The organism is Nocardioides panaciterrulae (genome assembly GCF_013409645.1).
Taxonomy (GTDB): domain Bacteria; phylum Actinomycetota; class Actinomycetes; order Propionibacteriales; family Nocardioidaceae; genus Nocardioides; species Nocardioides panaciterrulae.
Map to the genome: position 1 here is coordinate 3,835,267 of NZ_JACCBG010000001.1, position 14,231 is coordinate 3,849,497.

General features: G+C 73.4%; 15 protein-coding genes. 1 reads left to right on the top strand and 14 read right to left on the bottom strand.

What is annotated here, in order from left to right:
* Positions 1–79: 79 nt before the first annotated feature.
* The 13 genes from BJZ21_RS18240 to dacB all read right to left on the bottom strand — a co-directional run bounded on the left by BJZ21_RS18240 (position 80) and on the right by dacB (position 11,522).
* On the bottom strand, positions 80–670 hold the full coding sequence (locus BJZ21_RS18240) for a hypothetical protein (RefSeq protein WP_179665061.1): 591 nt from the start codon (positions 668–670) through the stop codon (positions 80–82).
* A gap of 9 nt (positions 671–679) precedes the next feature.
* Complete coding sequence (locus tag BJZ21_RS18245) at positions 680–1,171, bottom strand: DUF3180 family protein (protein ID WP_179665062.1); 492 nt, start codon at positions 1,169–1,171, stop codon at positions 680–682.
* Entirely contained in the window at positions 1,168–1,737 is a 570-nt protein-coding gene (gene folK / locus BJZ21_RS18250) for a 2-amino-4-hydroxy-6-hydroxymethyldihydropteridine diphosphokinase (RefSeq protein WP_179665063.1), read from the bottom strand. Before folK ends, BJZ21_RS18245 begins: the two co-directional genes overlap by 4 nt.
* The gene (folB, locus tag BJZ21_RS18255; protein WP_179665064.1) at positions 1,734–2,120 is read right to left on the bottom strand and encodes a dihydroneopterin aldolase; all 387 of its coding nucleotides are present in this window, start codon (positions 2,118–2,120) and stop codon (positions 1,734–1,736) included. Before folB ends, folK begins: the two co-directional genes overlap by 4 nt.
* Entirely contained in the window at positions 2,117–2,950 is an 834-nt protein-coding gene (gene folP, locus BJZ21_RS18260; protein WP_218851552.1) for a dihydropteroate synthase, read from the bottom strand. The genes folB and folP overlap by 4 nt, the downstream gene beginning before the upstream one ends.
* Before the next feature lie 44 nt (positions 2,951–2,994).
* Positions 2,995–3,465, bottom strand: coding sequence for a hypothetical protein (locus BJZ21_RS18265; protein WP_179665065.1), 471 nt, complete (start codon positions 3,463–3,465; stop codon positions 2,995–2,997).
* A 92-nt stretch (positions 3,466–3,557) separates the two neighbouring features.
* Positions 3,558–4,172: a GTP cyclohydrolase I FolE gene (gene folE, locus BJZ21_RS18270; protein ID WP_179665066.1), complete on the bottom strand. Its 615-nt coding sequence runs from the start codon at positions 4,170–4,172 to the stop codon at positions 3,558–3,560.
* Positions 4,169–6,226 (bottom strand): ATP-dependent zinc metalloprotease FtsH, encoded by a 2,058-nt coding sequence (gene ftsH / locus BJZ21_RS18275; protein ID WP_179665067.1) that lies wholly within the window; start codon positions 6,224–6,226, stop codon positions 4,169–4,171. Before ftsH ends, folE begins: the two co-directional genes overlap by 4 nt.
* 204 nt (positions 6,227–6,430) lie before the next feature.
* Entirely contained in the window at positions 6,431–6,982 is a 552-nt protein-coding gene (gene hpt / locus BJZ21_RS18280; protein WP_179665068.1) for a hypoxanthine phosphoribosyltransferase, read from the bottom strand.
* A gap of 83 nt (positions 6,983–7,065) precedes the next feature.
* The gene (locus BJZ21_RS18285) at positions 7,066–7,812 is read right to left on the bottom strand and encodes an Ig-like domain-containing protein (RefSeq protein ID WP_179665069.1); all 747 of its coding nucleotides are present in this window, start codon (positions 7,810–7,812) and stop codon (positions 7,066–7,068) included.
* Between the two features lie 81 nt (positions 7,813–7,893).
* The gene (gene tilS / locus BJZ21_RS18290) at positions 7,894–8,874 is read right to left on the bottom strand and encodes a tRNA lysidine(34) synthetase TilS (protein WP_179665070.1); all 981 of its coding nucleotides are present in this window, start codon (positions 8,872–8,874) and stop codon (positions 7,894–7,896) included.
* Positions 8,875–8,929: 55 nt separating this feature from the next.
* The gene (locus tag BJZ21_RS18295) at positions 8,930–10,057 is read right to left on the bottom strand and encodes a zinc-dependent metalloprotease (RefSeq protein WP_343052213.1); all 1,128 of its coding nucleotides are present in this window, start codon (positions 10,055–10,057) and stop codon (positions 8,930–8,932) included.
* 31 nt (positions 10,058–10,088) lie between these two features.
* On the bottom strand, positions 10,089–11,522 hold the full coding sequence (dacB, locus tag BJZ21_RS18300) for a D-alanyl-D-alanine carboxypeptidase/D-alanyl-D-alanine endopeptidase (RefSeq protein WP_179665071.1): 1,434 nt from the start codon (positions 11,520–11,522) through the stop codon (positions 10,089–10,091).
* Between the two features lie 124 nt (positions 11,523–11,646).
* Between dacB and BJZ21_RS18305 the strand changes: the two genes are divergently transcribed.
* Positions 11,647–12,150, top strand: coding sequence for an inorganic diphosphatase (locus tag BJZ21_RS18305; RefSeq protein ID WP_179665072.1), 504 nt, complete (start codon positions 11,647–11,649; stop codon positions 12,148–12,150).
* A 59-nt stretch (positions 12,151–12,209) separates the two neighbouring features.
* Here BJZ21_RS18305 and BJZ21_RS18310 read toward each other — a convergent pair whose 3' ends face one another.
* On the bottom strand, positions 12,210–14,207 hold the full coding sequence (locus BJZ21_RS18310) for an acyl-CoA dehydrogenase family protein (RefSeq protein WP_179665073.1): 1,998 nt from the start codon (positions 14,205–14,207) through the stop codon (positions 12,210–12,212).
* Between the last annotated feature and the right edge of the window lie 24 nt (positions 14,208–14,231).

Genomic DNA, 14,231 nt, shown 5'->3' on the forward strand with positions numbered 1-14,231 from the left:
CGCATCGGGCCGCAACGCAAACGACCCGCCCGCGGGTCGCGGGCGGGTCGGGGCCTGGGGTGCCGGTCGGGCCGGGGGGTCAGGCGTGCTTGCGGGCCGGCATCGCCTGCCAGGCCACGAGCTCGGCGCGGAGCGTGTCGAGCTCCTGCTCGAGCTCGGCCACGCGCACGATCGCCTCGGCGGCGCGCTGCTCGGCCTCCTCCAGCCGCTCGGTGGTGTCCTGGCCCTGGCGCTCGGCCAGGTCGGCCCGCCGGGCCTCGCTGTTCACCTTCCGGGTCGCCTCGGCGGCCCGCTTCTGCGCCGAGGTCAGCGCGTCCTCGAGCTCGGTGATCGTCGACTGGTGCGCGTCGATGCGGGCCTGCATCGAGCTCGTGAAGGACTTCTGCTCCGCGGTCCGCTGCTCGGTGAGCCGGCGGTAGGCCTGCGCCTGCTCGGCGCGGTCGCGGGCCGCCTCGCGGCGGGCCTCCAGCAGCTCGGCGTGCGTGATGCGCGCGGCGGCCGCCCCGAGCACCACGGCGGCCACGGCGGCGGGCACCAGGACCGGCCAGGACCCGCTGAGGATCGCGCCGAGCACGAGCAGCGCGGCGACGACGAGGAGCACGACAGCGACGGTCAGCCGGACGCTGCGCTGCCGGCGGCGGGCTGCCGGGGCGCGAGTGGGGGAAGCCATGGGGTCAGGTTATGTCTCGTCGTCCTCAGAACGGACGCGACACGCGCGCTCGAGCAGCAGTGCCGCAATGGTGATCGCCACACCGGCGGCCGCGGCGGCCAGCGACCGCCAGCCCCGTTGGGCCGCCAGCTCGGCGTCGACGCCGAGCCAGCTGACGGCGTACCCGGCGTAGCCCCCGGCCACCAGGGCCCCGACGTAGGCGCAGGCGCGGGCCAGCACCAGCCGGTTCACCGCCTGGTGCGGCTGCAGCCGCTGCCGGTGCACGTGCACCGAGCGCCAGGTGGACCACGCGGCCGCGCCGACGATCGCCGCGCCGAGGAACAGCGCCAGCGGCTGGGACCAGGCGATCACCGGCGCGCTCCCCCGCCACCGCTCGGTGATCGGGTGCAGCAGCCAACCGCCGACCAGTCCCACGACGAGCCACGCCGTCAGGGCGCCCGCGGAGGTCGGTCGCAGGTGCCCGCCCGACGGCTCCTCCTCGCCGGACGGGTCCTCGGTCACTGGAGCTCGAGCTCCAGGTCGTCACGCCGCTTCAGGCCGCTGCGGTCGGTCTTCTCGAGCAGGTCGGCGATCGGGCCCCACTCGGGGAACTCCGCCTCGGGCTCGAGGTCGTACCAGGGCTGCAGGACGAAGGCACGCTCCGCGGCGCGCGGGTGCGGCAATCGGAGGAACTCGTCGTCGCTGCGGCGGTCGCCCACCACGATCAGGTCGACGTCGAGCGTGCGGGGGGCGTTCTGGACGTCGGAGCGCTCCCGCGCGAAGGCGTCCTCGATGGCCAGCGCCCGGTCCATCAGGCGGGTGGCGGCCAGGGTGGTGTCGATCAGCACGACCGCGTTGAGGAAGGTCTTGGCGCCCTCGGGGCAGTCCACCGGCTCGGTCTCGTAGACCGGCGAGACGCCCGTGACCCAGACGTCCGGCGTGTCCGCGATGGCGTTGACAGCGCCCTGCAGGCTGGCCATCCGCTCGCCGAGGTTCGACCCGAGTGCCAGCACCGCCCGACGGATCGGGCGCATCTCGCCGGTCAGCGTGTCGGCGTCGATGATGTTCGGGTTCGGGGTCTCTGTCACGTCGGGTCCTCACGTGTCCGGGTGATCGTCAAGGCGACGTCCGAGAACGTCGCGTCGATGGGCGCGTCCGGCTTGTGGACCGTGACCCGCGCCCATTCAACACGACTGTCCAAGAGGCAGACCTTCGCGATGCGCTGGGCCAGGGTCTCGATCAGGTCGACCGGATCGTTCTCCACGGCGGCCTTCACCGAGGCCACGAGACTTCCGTAGTCCACCGTGTCATGCAAGTCATCGGAGGCGGCCGCGGGCCCGGTGTCGAGCCCGAGGACCAGGTCCACGAGGAACACCTGTCCCTCGCGTCGCTCGAACCCGAAGACGCCGTGATGGCCGAAGCACTCGATGCCGAGCACGCTCAGCTGATCGACCGCCTGTTCGTCGGTCACCGGGCTCCTTCCTGCTCGAGTCGCGCCACGACGCGCAACGCGTCGCGGCTGGAGCGTACGTCGTGGACCCGGATGCCCCAGACCCGGGCCCGGGCGAGCTCGGTGGTCAGGGCCACGTTCGCGGCCTCGCGCTGGTCGACCGGGCGGGGGCTGCCGGAGTCGTCGGCCAGCAGCCGGCCCAGGAAGGTCTTCCGGCTGGCGCCGACCAGCAGCGGGTAGCCCAGCGCCGCCAGCCGGTCGAGGTGGGCCAGCAGCTCCCAGTTGTGCTCGGCCCCCTTCGCGAACCCGAGGCCCGGGTCGAGGATGATCCGCTCCGGCCGGATGCCGGCGGCGAGCAGCGCGTCCACCCGCGCGCCCAGCTCGTCGCAGACCGCCCCGACGACCCCGCCGGGCCCGTCGTAGGTGGCGAAGTCACGCATGTGGTCGCTGTGGGCGCGCCAGTGCATCGCGACGTACGGCACGTCCGCCGCCGCGGCCACCTCGAGGATCCGCGGGTCCGCGAGGCCGCCGGAGACGTCGTTGAGGATCCTCGCGCCGGCCGCGAGCGCCGCCTCGGCCACCTCGGCCCGCATCGTGTCCACCGAGATCGTCGCGCCCTCCGCCGCGAGCGCGGTGATCACGGGGACCACGCGGCCGAGCTCCTCCTCCAGCAGCGGTCGGGTCGCCCCCGGCCGGGTCGACTCACCGCCGATGTCGAGGATGTCGGCGCCCTCGGCCAGCAGCTCGCGGCCATGGGCGATCGCGGCGTCCGGCTCCAGCCAGCGGCCGCCGTCGGAGAACGAGTCGGGGGTGACGTTGACGACCCCCATCAGCAGCGGCCCGGTCGTCATGGCACCCGAGGCTAGTGGCTGCCCGCCCCACCGGTCCGCGTCGGTCAGCTCAGCGGCGCCCGGGCGGCTGCGAGCAGCACGCCCAGGAGGCGGGCCAGCGCCGGGCAGACGGTCTCGGCCGGCTGGCCGAGGAGGACCGCGGCCTCCAGCGCCTCGGCGTGGCAGCCGACCGCGGCGAGGGTCTCGGTCAGTCCGAGGGCCTCCAGGTCGGCCCGTTCGAGCCGGCCGCCGCGGTCGAAGTCGACCATGAGGTCGACGCAGCTTCCCTCGGGATGGCAGTCGTCCTGGTCGTGCGCCTGCGGAAGCCCCGGGAGGGCGCGGCGCAGCTCGACGTACGACGCGCACCAGATGATGCCCGCGGAGTGCCGGGGCCACGGCGACAGCGCAGTCGGATCGACTCGCAGTCGCCCCGGGCCGTCCGGGAGCCGGCCCGTCTGGCCCGGGGCGAACGGCGTGCCGGCCAGCACGGGGTCGATGAGCGCCGTGACGAGGACCGACAGATGCGGACCGGACATGTCCCCCATCCTCCCCCGGTCCGGGCACTCAGCGCCGGGCGAACGTGGAGTCCGGGGCCAGGGCGTCCAGCGGCGCCACGGCAGCCCGGCCGTCAGCGACTGCGGTTGATCAGCGACATCGCCTCGGAGCGGGTCGCCGCGTTGTGCATGATGCCGCGGACCGCCGAGGTGATGGTGCGGGCGCCGGCCTTGCGGACGCCGCGCATGGTCATGCACAGGTGCTCGGCCTCGATGACCACGATCACGCCGCGGGCCTCGAGGATCTCCATGAGCGCGTCGGCGACCTGCGTGGTCAGCCGCTCCTGGACCTGGGGCCGCTTGGCGAAGACGTCGACCAGCCGGGCCAGCTTGGACAGGCCGGTGATCTTGCCGCTGTCGGCGGGGATGTAGCCGACGTGGGCGACCCCGGTGAACGGGACCAGGTGGTGCTCGCACATCGACCAGAGCTCGATGTCGCGGACCAGGACCATCTCGTCGTGCCCGAGGTCGAAGGTGGTGGTGAGCACCTCCTCCGGCGTCTGCCGCATGCCCAACGTCATCTCGGCGTAGGCCCGGGCCACCCGCGCGGGGGTCTCCCGCAGCCCCTCGCGGTCGGGGTCCTCCCCGATCGCGATCAGCAGCTCCCGGACGGCGGCCTCGGCGCGAGGGGCGTCGAACGGCGGCACCTCGCCTAGGGTCTGCGGGACCAGGCCGATCGGGTCGGTCATGGGGTCGGCAGGCCCGGACCGGAGCTGTCGCCGCCACCCACGCCGGGCTGGCCGCCGTGGACGTCGCCGCCCGAGCCGGGCGGGGTGATGATCGAGCCGACCTCGCCGGGGTTGTGGCCGTTGGTCCTGGCCCGCTCCCGGATCGCCTCGGGGATCTCGACGGGCGGCAGCGCCGACGGCAGCCGGTCGGGGGAGCCGGTCCAGGCCGGGCGCGTCGGACGCCGCTTGAGCGGCTCGAAGACCCGCGCGACCTCCTGCTTGTCGAGCGTCTCCTTGTCGAGGAGCTCCAGCACCAGCCGGTCGAGCACCTCGCGGTTCTCCTCGAGGATGTCGAAGGCCTCCTGGTGGGCGGTCGCCAGCAGCTTCTTGGTCTCCTCGTCGACCTTCGCCGCGACGTCCTCGGAGTAGTTGCGCTGGTGGCCCAGGTCGCGGCCCAGGAACGGCTCGGAGTTCGACTCGCCCAGCTTGATCGCGCCGAGGCGCTCGGTCATGCCGAACTGGGTGACCATGGCCCGGGCGAGGTTCGTGGCCTTCTCGATGTCGTTGCCGGCGCCGGTGGTCGGGTCGTGGAAGACCATCTCCTCGGCGGCCCGGCCGCCGAGCATGTAGGCCAGCTTGTCGAGCATCTCCGAGCGGGTCTGGGAGTACTTGTCCTCGTCGGGCAGCACCATCGTGTAGCCCAGGGCGCGACCGCGCGGCAGGATCGTGATCTTGTGCACGGGGTCGGTGCCGGGCAGCGCCGCGGCCACCAGGGCGTGGCCGCCCTCGTGGTAGGCGGTGATGAGCTTCTCCTTCTCGCTCATCAGCCGCGAGCTGCGCTGCGGGCCGGCGATGACCCGGTCGATCGCCTCGTCCATCGCCTGGTTGGTGATCAGCTTCTCGTTGTTGCGGGCGGTCAGCAGCGCCGCCTCGTTGAGCACGTTGGCCAGGTCGGCACCGGTGAAGCCCGGCGTCCGGCGCGCGATCGACATCAGGTCGATGTCGGGGGCCATCGGCTTCCCGCGGGAGTGGACCTTCAAGATCATGTGGCGACCGGCCAGGTCGGGGGCGTCGACCCCGATCTGGCGGTCGAAGCGGCCCGGGCGCAGCAGCGCCGGGTCGAGCACGTCGGGACGGTTGGTCGCCGCGATCAGGATGACGCCGCCGCGCACGTCGAAGCCGTCCATCTCGACCAGCAGCTGGTTCAGCGTCTGCTCGCGCTCGTCGTGGCCGCCGCCCATGCCGGCGCCGCGGTGGCGGCCGACCGCGTCGATCTCGTCGATGAAGACGATCGCCGGGGCGTTCTCCTTGGCCTGCTCGAACAGGTCGCGGACCCGGGAGGCGCCCACACCGACGAACATCTCGACGAAGTCCGAGCCGGAGATCGAGTAGAACGGCACGCCGGCCTCGCCGGCCACCGCACGGGCGAGCAGGGTCTTGCCGGTGCCGGGCGGGCCGTAGAGCAGCACGCCCTTGGGGATCTTGGCGCCGACCGCCTGGAACTTCGCGGGCTCCTGGAGGAACTCCTTGATCTCGCCGAGCTCCTCGATGGCCTCGTCACAGCCGGCGACGTCGGTGAACGTCGTCTTCGGCATGTCCTTGGAGATCAGCTTCGCCTTGGACTTGCCGAACTGCATCACGCCGCGGCCGCCGCCGCCCTGCATGTTGTTCAGCAGCCACATGAAGACCAGGAAGATCACCACGAACGGCAGCACCGAGAACAGGAACGACCCGATCAGGCTGGGCTTGGCGATCTTGGAGTTCGACTCCTCGATGGTGCCCTTGGCGACCTGCTTGTCGACCTCGCTGAGGATGCGCTGCTGCTGACCGGCGACCCAGTACGTCGAGACCTTGTCCCCGCTGTCGCGCACGCCGGAGTCGAGCGTGGCCTGGATCTGCTGATCACCCCCGACGAAGGTGATCTCCTTGACCTGTCCCTTGTTGATGTAGGACTCCATCTGGGACGTGCTGACCTGGTCGTACCCCCCGTTCGGGGAGAGGTACTGCAGGGCGAGGAGCACGCCGACGACGGCGACGACGATCCACAGCCAGGGACCCTTGACTAAGCGCTTCACAGGCTTCTCTCGACACGGCTCTGCCGTCCGCCCGCGTTCACGGGCGGACGGTCATCTGAACTGACGACGGTACACAACCCCGACAACGTCCAGTGTCGCAGGCTGGTGCCCCGGAGTGGGAACCCTCACACGCCGGCACACCCGCCGGCGCACGCGGGAGCGGCCGGGAGGTGGCGGCGAGGCCGCCCGGGCGCGGACCGGGGGTCAGGAGTAGACGTGGGGGGCGAGGGTGCCGATGTCGCGCAGGTTGCGGTAGCGCTCGCGGTAGTCCAGGCCGTAGCCCACGACGAACTCGTTGGGGATGTCCCAGCCGACGTACTTCACCTCGACCGGCATCTGCAGCGCCTCGGGCTTGCGCAGCAGCGTGCAGATCTCGACGCTCGCGGGGCTGCGCGAGGAGAGGTTCGAGGTCAGCCAGGAGAGCGTCAGCCCGGTGTCGATGATCTCGTCGACGATGACCACGTGGCGCCCGGAGATGTCGGTGTCGAGGTCCTTGAGGATGCGCACCACCCCGCTGGACTTGGTGCCGGAGCCGTAGGACGACACCGCCATCCAGTCCATCTCCAGGTGCCGGCCGAAGCTGCGGGCCAGGTCGGCCATCACCATCACCGCACCCCGCAGGATGCCGACGATGAGCAGGTCCTTGCCCTCGTAGTCCTGCTCGATCTCCCGGGCGAGCTCGCCGAGGCGCTCCTGGATCTGCGCCTCGGTGAACAGCACGTTGACGAGGTCGTCTTCCACGTGGGACGCGTCCATGATCGGCAAGGGTAGAAGAAGGCCCGCCCGGGCGTGCGCGCGGGCGGGCCTTCACCGTCGCCGAGGGCGGCGGCCGGTCGTGATCACCAGGCGTTCGGCCGGTGGTGGTGCCGGACCCGGACCACCTGCAGGGTGACCGCGGAGGACGCCGAGGCGCGGAGGGCCTGCTTCCTCGAGCCGGCGTACGACGCGGTCAGGTGGTAGGTGCCGGCATCGAGCCTGCTCAGCCCGACGGTGACGCGGCCGCGGTCGGAGGCGGTGAGGCTGTCGGAGCCGAGCACCTTCCGCCCGCTGCGGACCTCCACGGCACCGGTGGGCCTCGCGGTGGCGCCGGTGCTGACGGTGATCGTGACCCGGCCCTTGTCGGAGGTGCTGATCCTGGCGGTGTTCAGCCGCGCGGTGGTCTTGGTCGCGACCGGCTTGCGCGCGAGGTCGATCTCGCCGAGGGAGTCCGTGCGGTGGCGGCGGCCCACCTCGGCCGCGACGGCGGCGCCGCGGTAGCCCGCCCGGCTGAGGGTCACGGTGTAGGACCCGGTGGCGCGGACCTCGAGGAAGAAGTAGCCGTGCTGCGGGCCGTCGTCGCGGGGGCTGGCGTAGGTCAGGGCGGAGGCGACCACCTTGCCGTCGCTGATCGCCTCGACGGAGACGTCGTCGAGGTAGTGGCCCGAGGTGTCGGCGACGACGCCCTGGATCAGGTAGGTGCCGGTGGTGGCGGCCTGCGGGGCGAGGTGGGCCTGGACCGCGGCGGTCGGCGAGACGCCGGTCGCGACGAGGCCGGCCGCGGCCAGGGGCAGGAGCAGCGCGGCGGCGAGGGGGCGGTTCCGAGACATGGGTCCTCCGGGGGATGGTGGGGTGGCATCCGATCATCGGCACGCCACGCACCCGACTGAAGGGCTTCGGGCGGCCGCCGGCTAGCCGGGCTCCCCGGTGAACCACAGCCGTCCCTCACGTCGCGCGCAGCGCACGTGTCCCGGGAGTTCCACCCACTTCTGGCCGTGCCAGTGGGTGAGCAGCGCGTCGACGGCCAGGACGTGGTCGTGGAAGAGCTCCGAGGCCGGCGCCCCCGCCGCGAGGGCCGCGAGCCGGAGCACGCGGCGGCGTACGGCGGCCGCGCGCTCGAGGAGCGCGGCCACCGGCAGCGACCCGCCCTCCCCGCGCAGCGCGGCGTGCTCGGCCTCGGCCAGGTCGTGGAGGAAGTCCATGTCGACGCGCAGCTGGTCGGCGGTCCGGGCCAGCGTCGCGGCGACCCCCGGCCCGAGCTCGCGCTCGAGCACCGGCAGCACGGTGCGCCGCACCCGGACCCGGGCGAACCCGGGGTCGGCGTTGTGCGGGTCCTCCCAGACCTCGAGCCCCTCGGCCCGGCAGGCGGCGAGGGTGTCCTCCCGGGACAGGTCGAGCAGGGGGCGCCGGTAGTGGTCGAAGCCGCGGCGCATCCCGGCCAGGGACCGGCCGCCGGAACCCCGCGCCAGCCCCAGCAGCACGGTCTCGGCCTGGTCGTCGCGGGTGTGCCCGAGCAGCACCGCGTCCGCGCCGACCGACTCGCGCACCTGGCCGAGCACGGCGTACCGCGCCCGGCGGGCGGCCGCCTCCGGCCCGAGCCCGGCGCCCTCGACCCGGACCCGCGCGGTCAGGGTCTCGTCGGTGCCGAGCGCCGCCATCCGCGCCACGACCCGGTCCGCGACGCCGGCGGACCCCGCCTGCAGCCCGTGGTCGACGGTCGCGCCGACCACCCGCCAGCCGGCCCCGCGGGCCTCGAACACGGTCGCAGCGAGCAGGGCGGTGGAGTCCGCGCCGCCGGAGCAGGCCACCAGCACGGTCGCCCCCGGCTCGAGGTCGGCGAGGCCCCGGCGTACGGCGAGCCGGACCGCCGCCACCGCGGGGTGCAGGCTCATCCGCGGCTGTCCCGCGTCCGGCTGCCCCGCGTCCGGCCGGCCCCCGGCCCGCGGGTCACAGCACCCGGGAGACCCATGCGGACGGCTCGGCGATCTCGGCCCGGGTGGGGAGGTTCTCGGGCCGGTCCCACACGGCGTTGAACTCCGCCATCCCGACCTTGGCGACCACGCCGCGGACGAACGTCGCGCCGTTGCGGTACTGCGCCATCTTCGCGTCGAGGCCGAGCAGCTTGCGCAGCACCCGGTCCAGGGCGCCCACGCCCTTGCGGCGCTGGTCGAAGCTGCGGCGGATGGCGGCGACCGAGGGGATCACCTGGGGGCCCACGCCGTCCATCACGACGTCGGCGTGCCCCTCGAGCAGCGACATCACGCCGGTGACCCGGTCGACGATCTCCTTCTGCTGGGGCGTGCCGAGCACGTCGATCAGGCTGCCCCCGCCCCCGGCTCCGGACCGTGCGGCGCGCAGCGCCTCGCCGATCCGCTTCACGCCGTCGTCGAGGAGCCGGGTCGGCTCGAGGGTGTCGGCGATCTTCTCCATCTCGCCGCGCAGGTGGTCGCGCATCCACGGCACCGCGGTGAACTGCACCCGGTGGGTCTCCTCGTGCAGGCAGACCCACAGCCGGAAGTCGTGCGGGCGCGCCTGCAGTTCGCGCTCCACGTGCACGATGTTGGGCGCCACCAGGAGCAGCCGGCCGGCGTCGCCGAAGAACGGGTCGAACTGCCCGAGCACCTTGCCGGCGAGGAAGCCGAGCAGCCCCCCGACCTCGGCACCGGTGACCCGGGACCCCACGGCCAGCGCGACGCCGCCCGGCCGGCCCTTCTTGGCGGCCAGCCGCTCGACGACCGGCGAGAGGATCGTGGCGAAGCTGTCGGCGTTGGCCTGGATCCAGCCGGGACGGTCGACGACGGCGACCGGTGCGGTCCGCTCCGCCGCGACCAGCCCCGTGAAGTCGCGGACCAGGCCGGTCGAGCGCTCGGCCCCCGCCCGCAGCTCGGCCACCACCGAGGCGGCCTCGTCCCTGGTGACTGCGGGGCCGTCGCCGGCCAGCCGCGACCCGAGGGAGACCGCGAGGTCCCAGTCGACCATGGCACGGACGTCAGCCCCGGCACCTGCGCGGCCGTCGGCTCCGGTCCCGGGCTCGCCGGCGTGCTGTGCGGTGGACCGCGCGTTGGACCGAGTCATGGACCGACCGTACCCGCGCGGCGAAGCCCGCTCACCCGCCGCAGTGGCAGTCGGCCAGCCCGGCGGCGAGGTCGTCGAGGGCCGCTCGGGCACCGAGGGTGTCCTGCAGCCGGATCCGGTCGGCCATCAGCACGAAGACCATCGGGTCGCCGTCGAGGTCAGTGGTGATCCCCGCCAGCGCGGACACGCCGCTCAGGGTCCCGGTCTTGGCCCGCACGTGCCCGTCGGCCACCGGGTCGGCCTGGTCGAACCGGGACGTCAGCGACCCGGTGAACCCGGCCACCGGGAGCCCGGTCACCACCGCCCGCAGGTCCGGGTGGGCGGGGTCCGCGGCCAGCACCAGCACCGCGGCCAGGGTGGCCGGGTCGAGGCGGTCCTGGCGGGACAGCCCGCTGCCGTCGTGGATCCGCGCGCCGGTCAGCGGCACCCCCAGCCCGCTGAGGGTCCGCTCCACCCCGCGGGCGCCGTCGCGGAACGAACCCTCGCCGCCGGTGGCCAGCCCGACGTGGTGGCCCAGCACCTCGGCCCCCTCGTTGTCGCTGACGGTGAGGATCTCCTCGACGATCTCCGACAGCGGCGCGCTCTCCACGGTCGCGAGGGTCGGCGCGTCGGCGGCCGCCCGCTGCGGCCTCGGCCGTCCCGTCACGTGGATCCCGGCCCGGACCAGGGCCGCGGCGAAGGCGTCGGCGGCGGCTCGGGCGGGGTCCGCGACCCGGCCGAACCCGCTGGCGGGGCGCCCCTCGTCGACCCACAGCGCCGAGATGGGCGCGACCACGCCGTCGGGGATGTAGTCGGCCGGCCAGTGCGGGTCGACGGCCGGGCCGGAGAACAGCGTGTTGTCGTAGCCGAGCCGCACGCGCTTCTCGCCGGCCTGGGCCAGGGCGTCCGCCGTACGACGGGCCAGGGTGACCACGTCGGCGCGCGGCGGGTAGGCCGTCCCACCGGCGGGGCGGCTCGCGAGGTACGGGTCCCCGCCGCCGACGAGCACGATCCGCCCGGCGCCCTGGTCGACGACCCGGGTGGTGAAGGTGTGGTCGGGGCCCATCGTCGCGAGCGCCGCGGTCGTGGTCAGCAGCTTCATCGTCGAGGCCGGGGTGGCCACGCCGTGCCCGCTGACGAAGGCCGGGTCGCCGCCATCGAGCGGGGTGACCAGCGCGCGCACGTGGCTGCCGAGCTCGCGGTCGTCGAGGTCGTGGGCCAGCGCCCGGCGCACGCTGCGGGCGTCCAGCGCGGTGGCCGCGACCGGGTCGGCAACCGGGCTGGGGACCGCGGCGGGGGGCAGCGTGACGCCGGCCGGCGGCGGGACCGACAGGGGGCCCGCGGGTGCGCCCGCCTCGCCGTCGAGCTGCCAGACGACCGCGGTGGCGGCGAGCACGCCCAGCACCAGCAGGACCGGCAGCAGGTGCAGCCAGCGGTCACCGCCGCGGCCGGTCCGGCCGACGTGGCGTGGATCACGTCGAGCCACCGATCCCCCTTCCGACTGCGTGTTTGCGCACATTGTGCGGGAGACTGGCAGCCGGCCCGGCGACGGGCCACCCAGACAACCGGCCCGATGGCGGGCCGACGACGCCGAGGTGAAGGGTGACGTGATGGAGTTCGACGTCCTGGTGGAGATCCCCAAGGGTCAGCGCAACAAGTACGAGGTCGACCACCACAGTGGCCGCATCCGTCTGGACCGGACCCTCTTCACGTCCACGCAGTACCCCGCCGACTACGGCTACATCGAGGACACCCTCGGCCTGGACGGCGACCCGCTGGACGCCCTGGTGATCCTCCAGGAGCCCACGTTCCCGGGTTGCCTGATCAAGTGCCGGGCGATCGGCATGTTCCGCATGACCGACGAGGCCGGCGGCGACGACAAGGTGCTGTGCGTCCCCGCGACCGACCCGCGCCTGGAGCACCTGCGCGACGTCAGCCACGTGTCGAAGTTCGACCGCCTGGAGATCCAGCACTTCTTCGAGGTCTACAAGGACCTCGAGCCCGGCAAGTCCGTCGAGGGCGCGGAGTGGGTCGGCCGGACCGAGGCCGAGGCCGAGGTCAACGCCTCCTTCGAGCGCTACAAGACCGCGCCGGAGGCCGGCGCCGCTCACTGAGCGGACCCGCCCACTGACGACGGCGCCCCGATGGGGCGCCGTCCGGGCCCCGGAGCGCGTCAGCCGACGAGGTCGGGGGAGCGGAGCATCTCCGGCGGCACGGCGAACGCGTCGACCAGGTCGCCGGCCAGCGGCCGGATCCTGCGGCACAGGCTGCCGATCTCCCGGCTGATCGCCTTGGACCGGACGACGGTGAGCCGGCCGTGCTCCATGAACCAGGCCCGGTCCGCCTCGATCGTGGTCAGCGCGTGCAGGTCGCACAGCAGGCTCAACGCCGCCCGCTGATCGCCCTCGGGGAGCGCGCGGACCTTGTCGACGAACGCCTCCAGCACCAACCGCTCGACGTGGGCGCGGGCGGCGCCGATGACGTGGTCCTGGACCCGCGAGAACACGGCTCCCGGGTTCAGGCCCTGGTCGATGCCCCGCTTGAGGCGGCGGGCCACGCCGGCGAGCATGTGCTCCTCCCGGAACCGCAGCATCGCCAGCTGGTAGTCCGGGTCGAGCAGCCCCGCCTCCTGGTCCCACTGGTCGCCGCCCGGCAGCACGTCCTTGAGTCGCTCGAGCAGCTTGTGCACGTTGGTCCGCTCGATCACGGTCTCCACCGCCATGCCGGCGACGAAGCGGACCATGCCGAACTGGTCCAGGTCCTCGAAATCGCTGGCGTAGTCGGTGAGCAGGCCCTTGGCGACCAGCTGCAGCAGCACGTGGTTGTCGCCCTCGAAGGTGGTGAAGACGTCGGTGTCGGCCTTCAGCGCCGCGAACCGGTTCACCGAGAGGTAGCCGGCTCCGCCGCACGCCTCGCGGCACTCCTGGATCGTGCGGGTGGCGTGCCAGGTGCCGAGCGCCTTGGTGCCGGCCGCCCGGGACTCCAGCCGGCGGCGTGCCTGGTCCTCGTCCTCGGGGCCGGTGCCGGAGAAGACGTCGTGCAGCTGGCCGGCCACGACCTCCTGGGCGAAGTGCAGCGCATAGGTCCGCGCCAGCAGTGGGAACAGCCGCCGCTGGTGCATCCCGTAGTCGAGCAGCAGCTCCTCCTCGTCCTCCGAGGTGGCCTCGAACTGGCGCCGCTTCAGGGCGTACTTCACCGCGACGGCCAGCGCCACCTTCGCCGCGTTGATGCCGGCCCCACCGACGCAGACCCGGCCCTGGACCAGCGTGCCGAGCATCGTGAAGAACCGCCGGTTCGGGTTCTCGATCGAGCTCTCGTAGGTCCCCTCGGGCGTCACGTCGGCGAACCGGTTGAGCAGCGCGGTCCGCGGGACGCGCACCCCGTCGAACCACAGCCGGCCGTTGTCGACGCCGTTGAGCCCCATCTTGGCGCCGTCGTCCTCGACCCCCACCCCGGCGCACGGGCGACCGCCCTCGCGGATGCGTACGACGAACGCGTGCACGCCGTGCCGGGTGCCGGCCACCTCCAGCTGCGCGAACACCACCGCGAGCTCGGCGTGCCGAGCCGCGTTGCCGATGTAGTCCTTGCGGGCCTGCTCGCCATGGGTGGTGAGCACGAACTCCTGGGCCTGCGGGTCATAGGTCGCGACCGTGCCGAGCGCCTGGACGTTCGAGCCGTGCCCGGTCTCGGTCATCGCGAAGCAGCCCATCACCTTGCCGGTGATCAGGTCCGGCAGGTAGGCCTCGTGGTGGTGCTCGGACCCGAGCTGGAGGATGGCGCCCCCGAACAGGCCGAACTGGACGCCGGTCTTCACCAGCACCGAGAGGTCGCCGTACGCCAGGGTCTCGAAGGCGGCGACCGAGGCGCCGATGTCGCCGCCCCCGCCGTACTCCTGCGGGAAGCCCATGCCCGTCTGGCCGGTCGCGGCCATCTCGACGAGCACGTCCTTGACCCGCTCGCGGAAGTCGTCGCGGGTCATCGTCTCGGCCTCGTCGAGGATCGAGGCGTACTCCGCGAGGTTGGTCCGGACCAGGTCGCGGATCTCGACGTACTTCCCGTCGAGCAGCGTCTTGAGCGCGGGGACGTCGATCGCGGGGACGTCGAGCTGTGGCCGCACGGAGCCGGAGGCGGCGCCCCCCTCGGCCGGGGGCGTCGCGGTGTCGGTCGCCATGGCTCTCAAGTTACCCACCAGGAC

Bases quoted from the DNA above. Each gene is read 5' to 3' on its own strand.
- BJZ21_RS18305 (WP_179665072.1), top strand. From the start codon at position 11,647: ATGGAGTTCGACGTCCTGGTGGAGATCCCCAAGGGTCAGCGCAACAAG.
- folE (WP_179665066.1), bottom strand. From the start codon at position 4,172: ATGACCGACCCGATCGGCCTGGTCCCGCAGACCCTAGGCGAGGTGCCG.
- hpt (WP_179665068.1), bottom strand. From the start codon at position 6,982: ATGGACGCGTCCCACGTGGAAGACGACCTCGTCAACGTGCTGTTCACC.
- BJZ21_RS18295 (WP_343052213.1), bottom strand. From the start codon at position 10,057: ATGACTCGGTCCAACGCGCGGTCCACCGCACAGCACGCCGGCGAGCCC.
- tilS (WP_179665070.1), bottom strand. From the start codon at position 8,874: ATGAGCCTGCACCCCGCGGTGGCGGCGGTCCGGCTCGCCGTACGCCGG.
- BJZ21_RS18265 (WP_179665065.1), bottom strand. From the start codon at position 3,465: ATGTCCGGTCCGCATCTGTCGGTCCTCGTCACGGCGCTCATCGACCCC.
- BJZ21_RS18240 (WP_179665061.1), bottom strand. From the start codon at position 670: ATGGCTTCCCCCACTCGCGCCCCGGCAGCCCGCCGCCGGCAGCGCAGC.
- BJZ21_RS18285 (WP_179665069.1), bottom strand. From the start codon at position 7,812: ATGTCTCGGAACCGCCCCCTCGCCGCCGCGCTGCTCCTGCCCCTGGCC.
- BJZ21_RS18310 (WP_179665073.1), bottom strand. From the start codon at position 14,207: ATGGCGACCGACACCGCGACGCCCCCGGCCGAGGGGGGCGCCGCCTCC.
- folP (WP_218851552.1), bottom strand. From the start codon at position 2,950: ATGACGACCGGGCCGCTGCTGATGGGGGTCGTCAACGTCACCCCCGAC.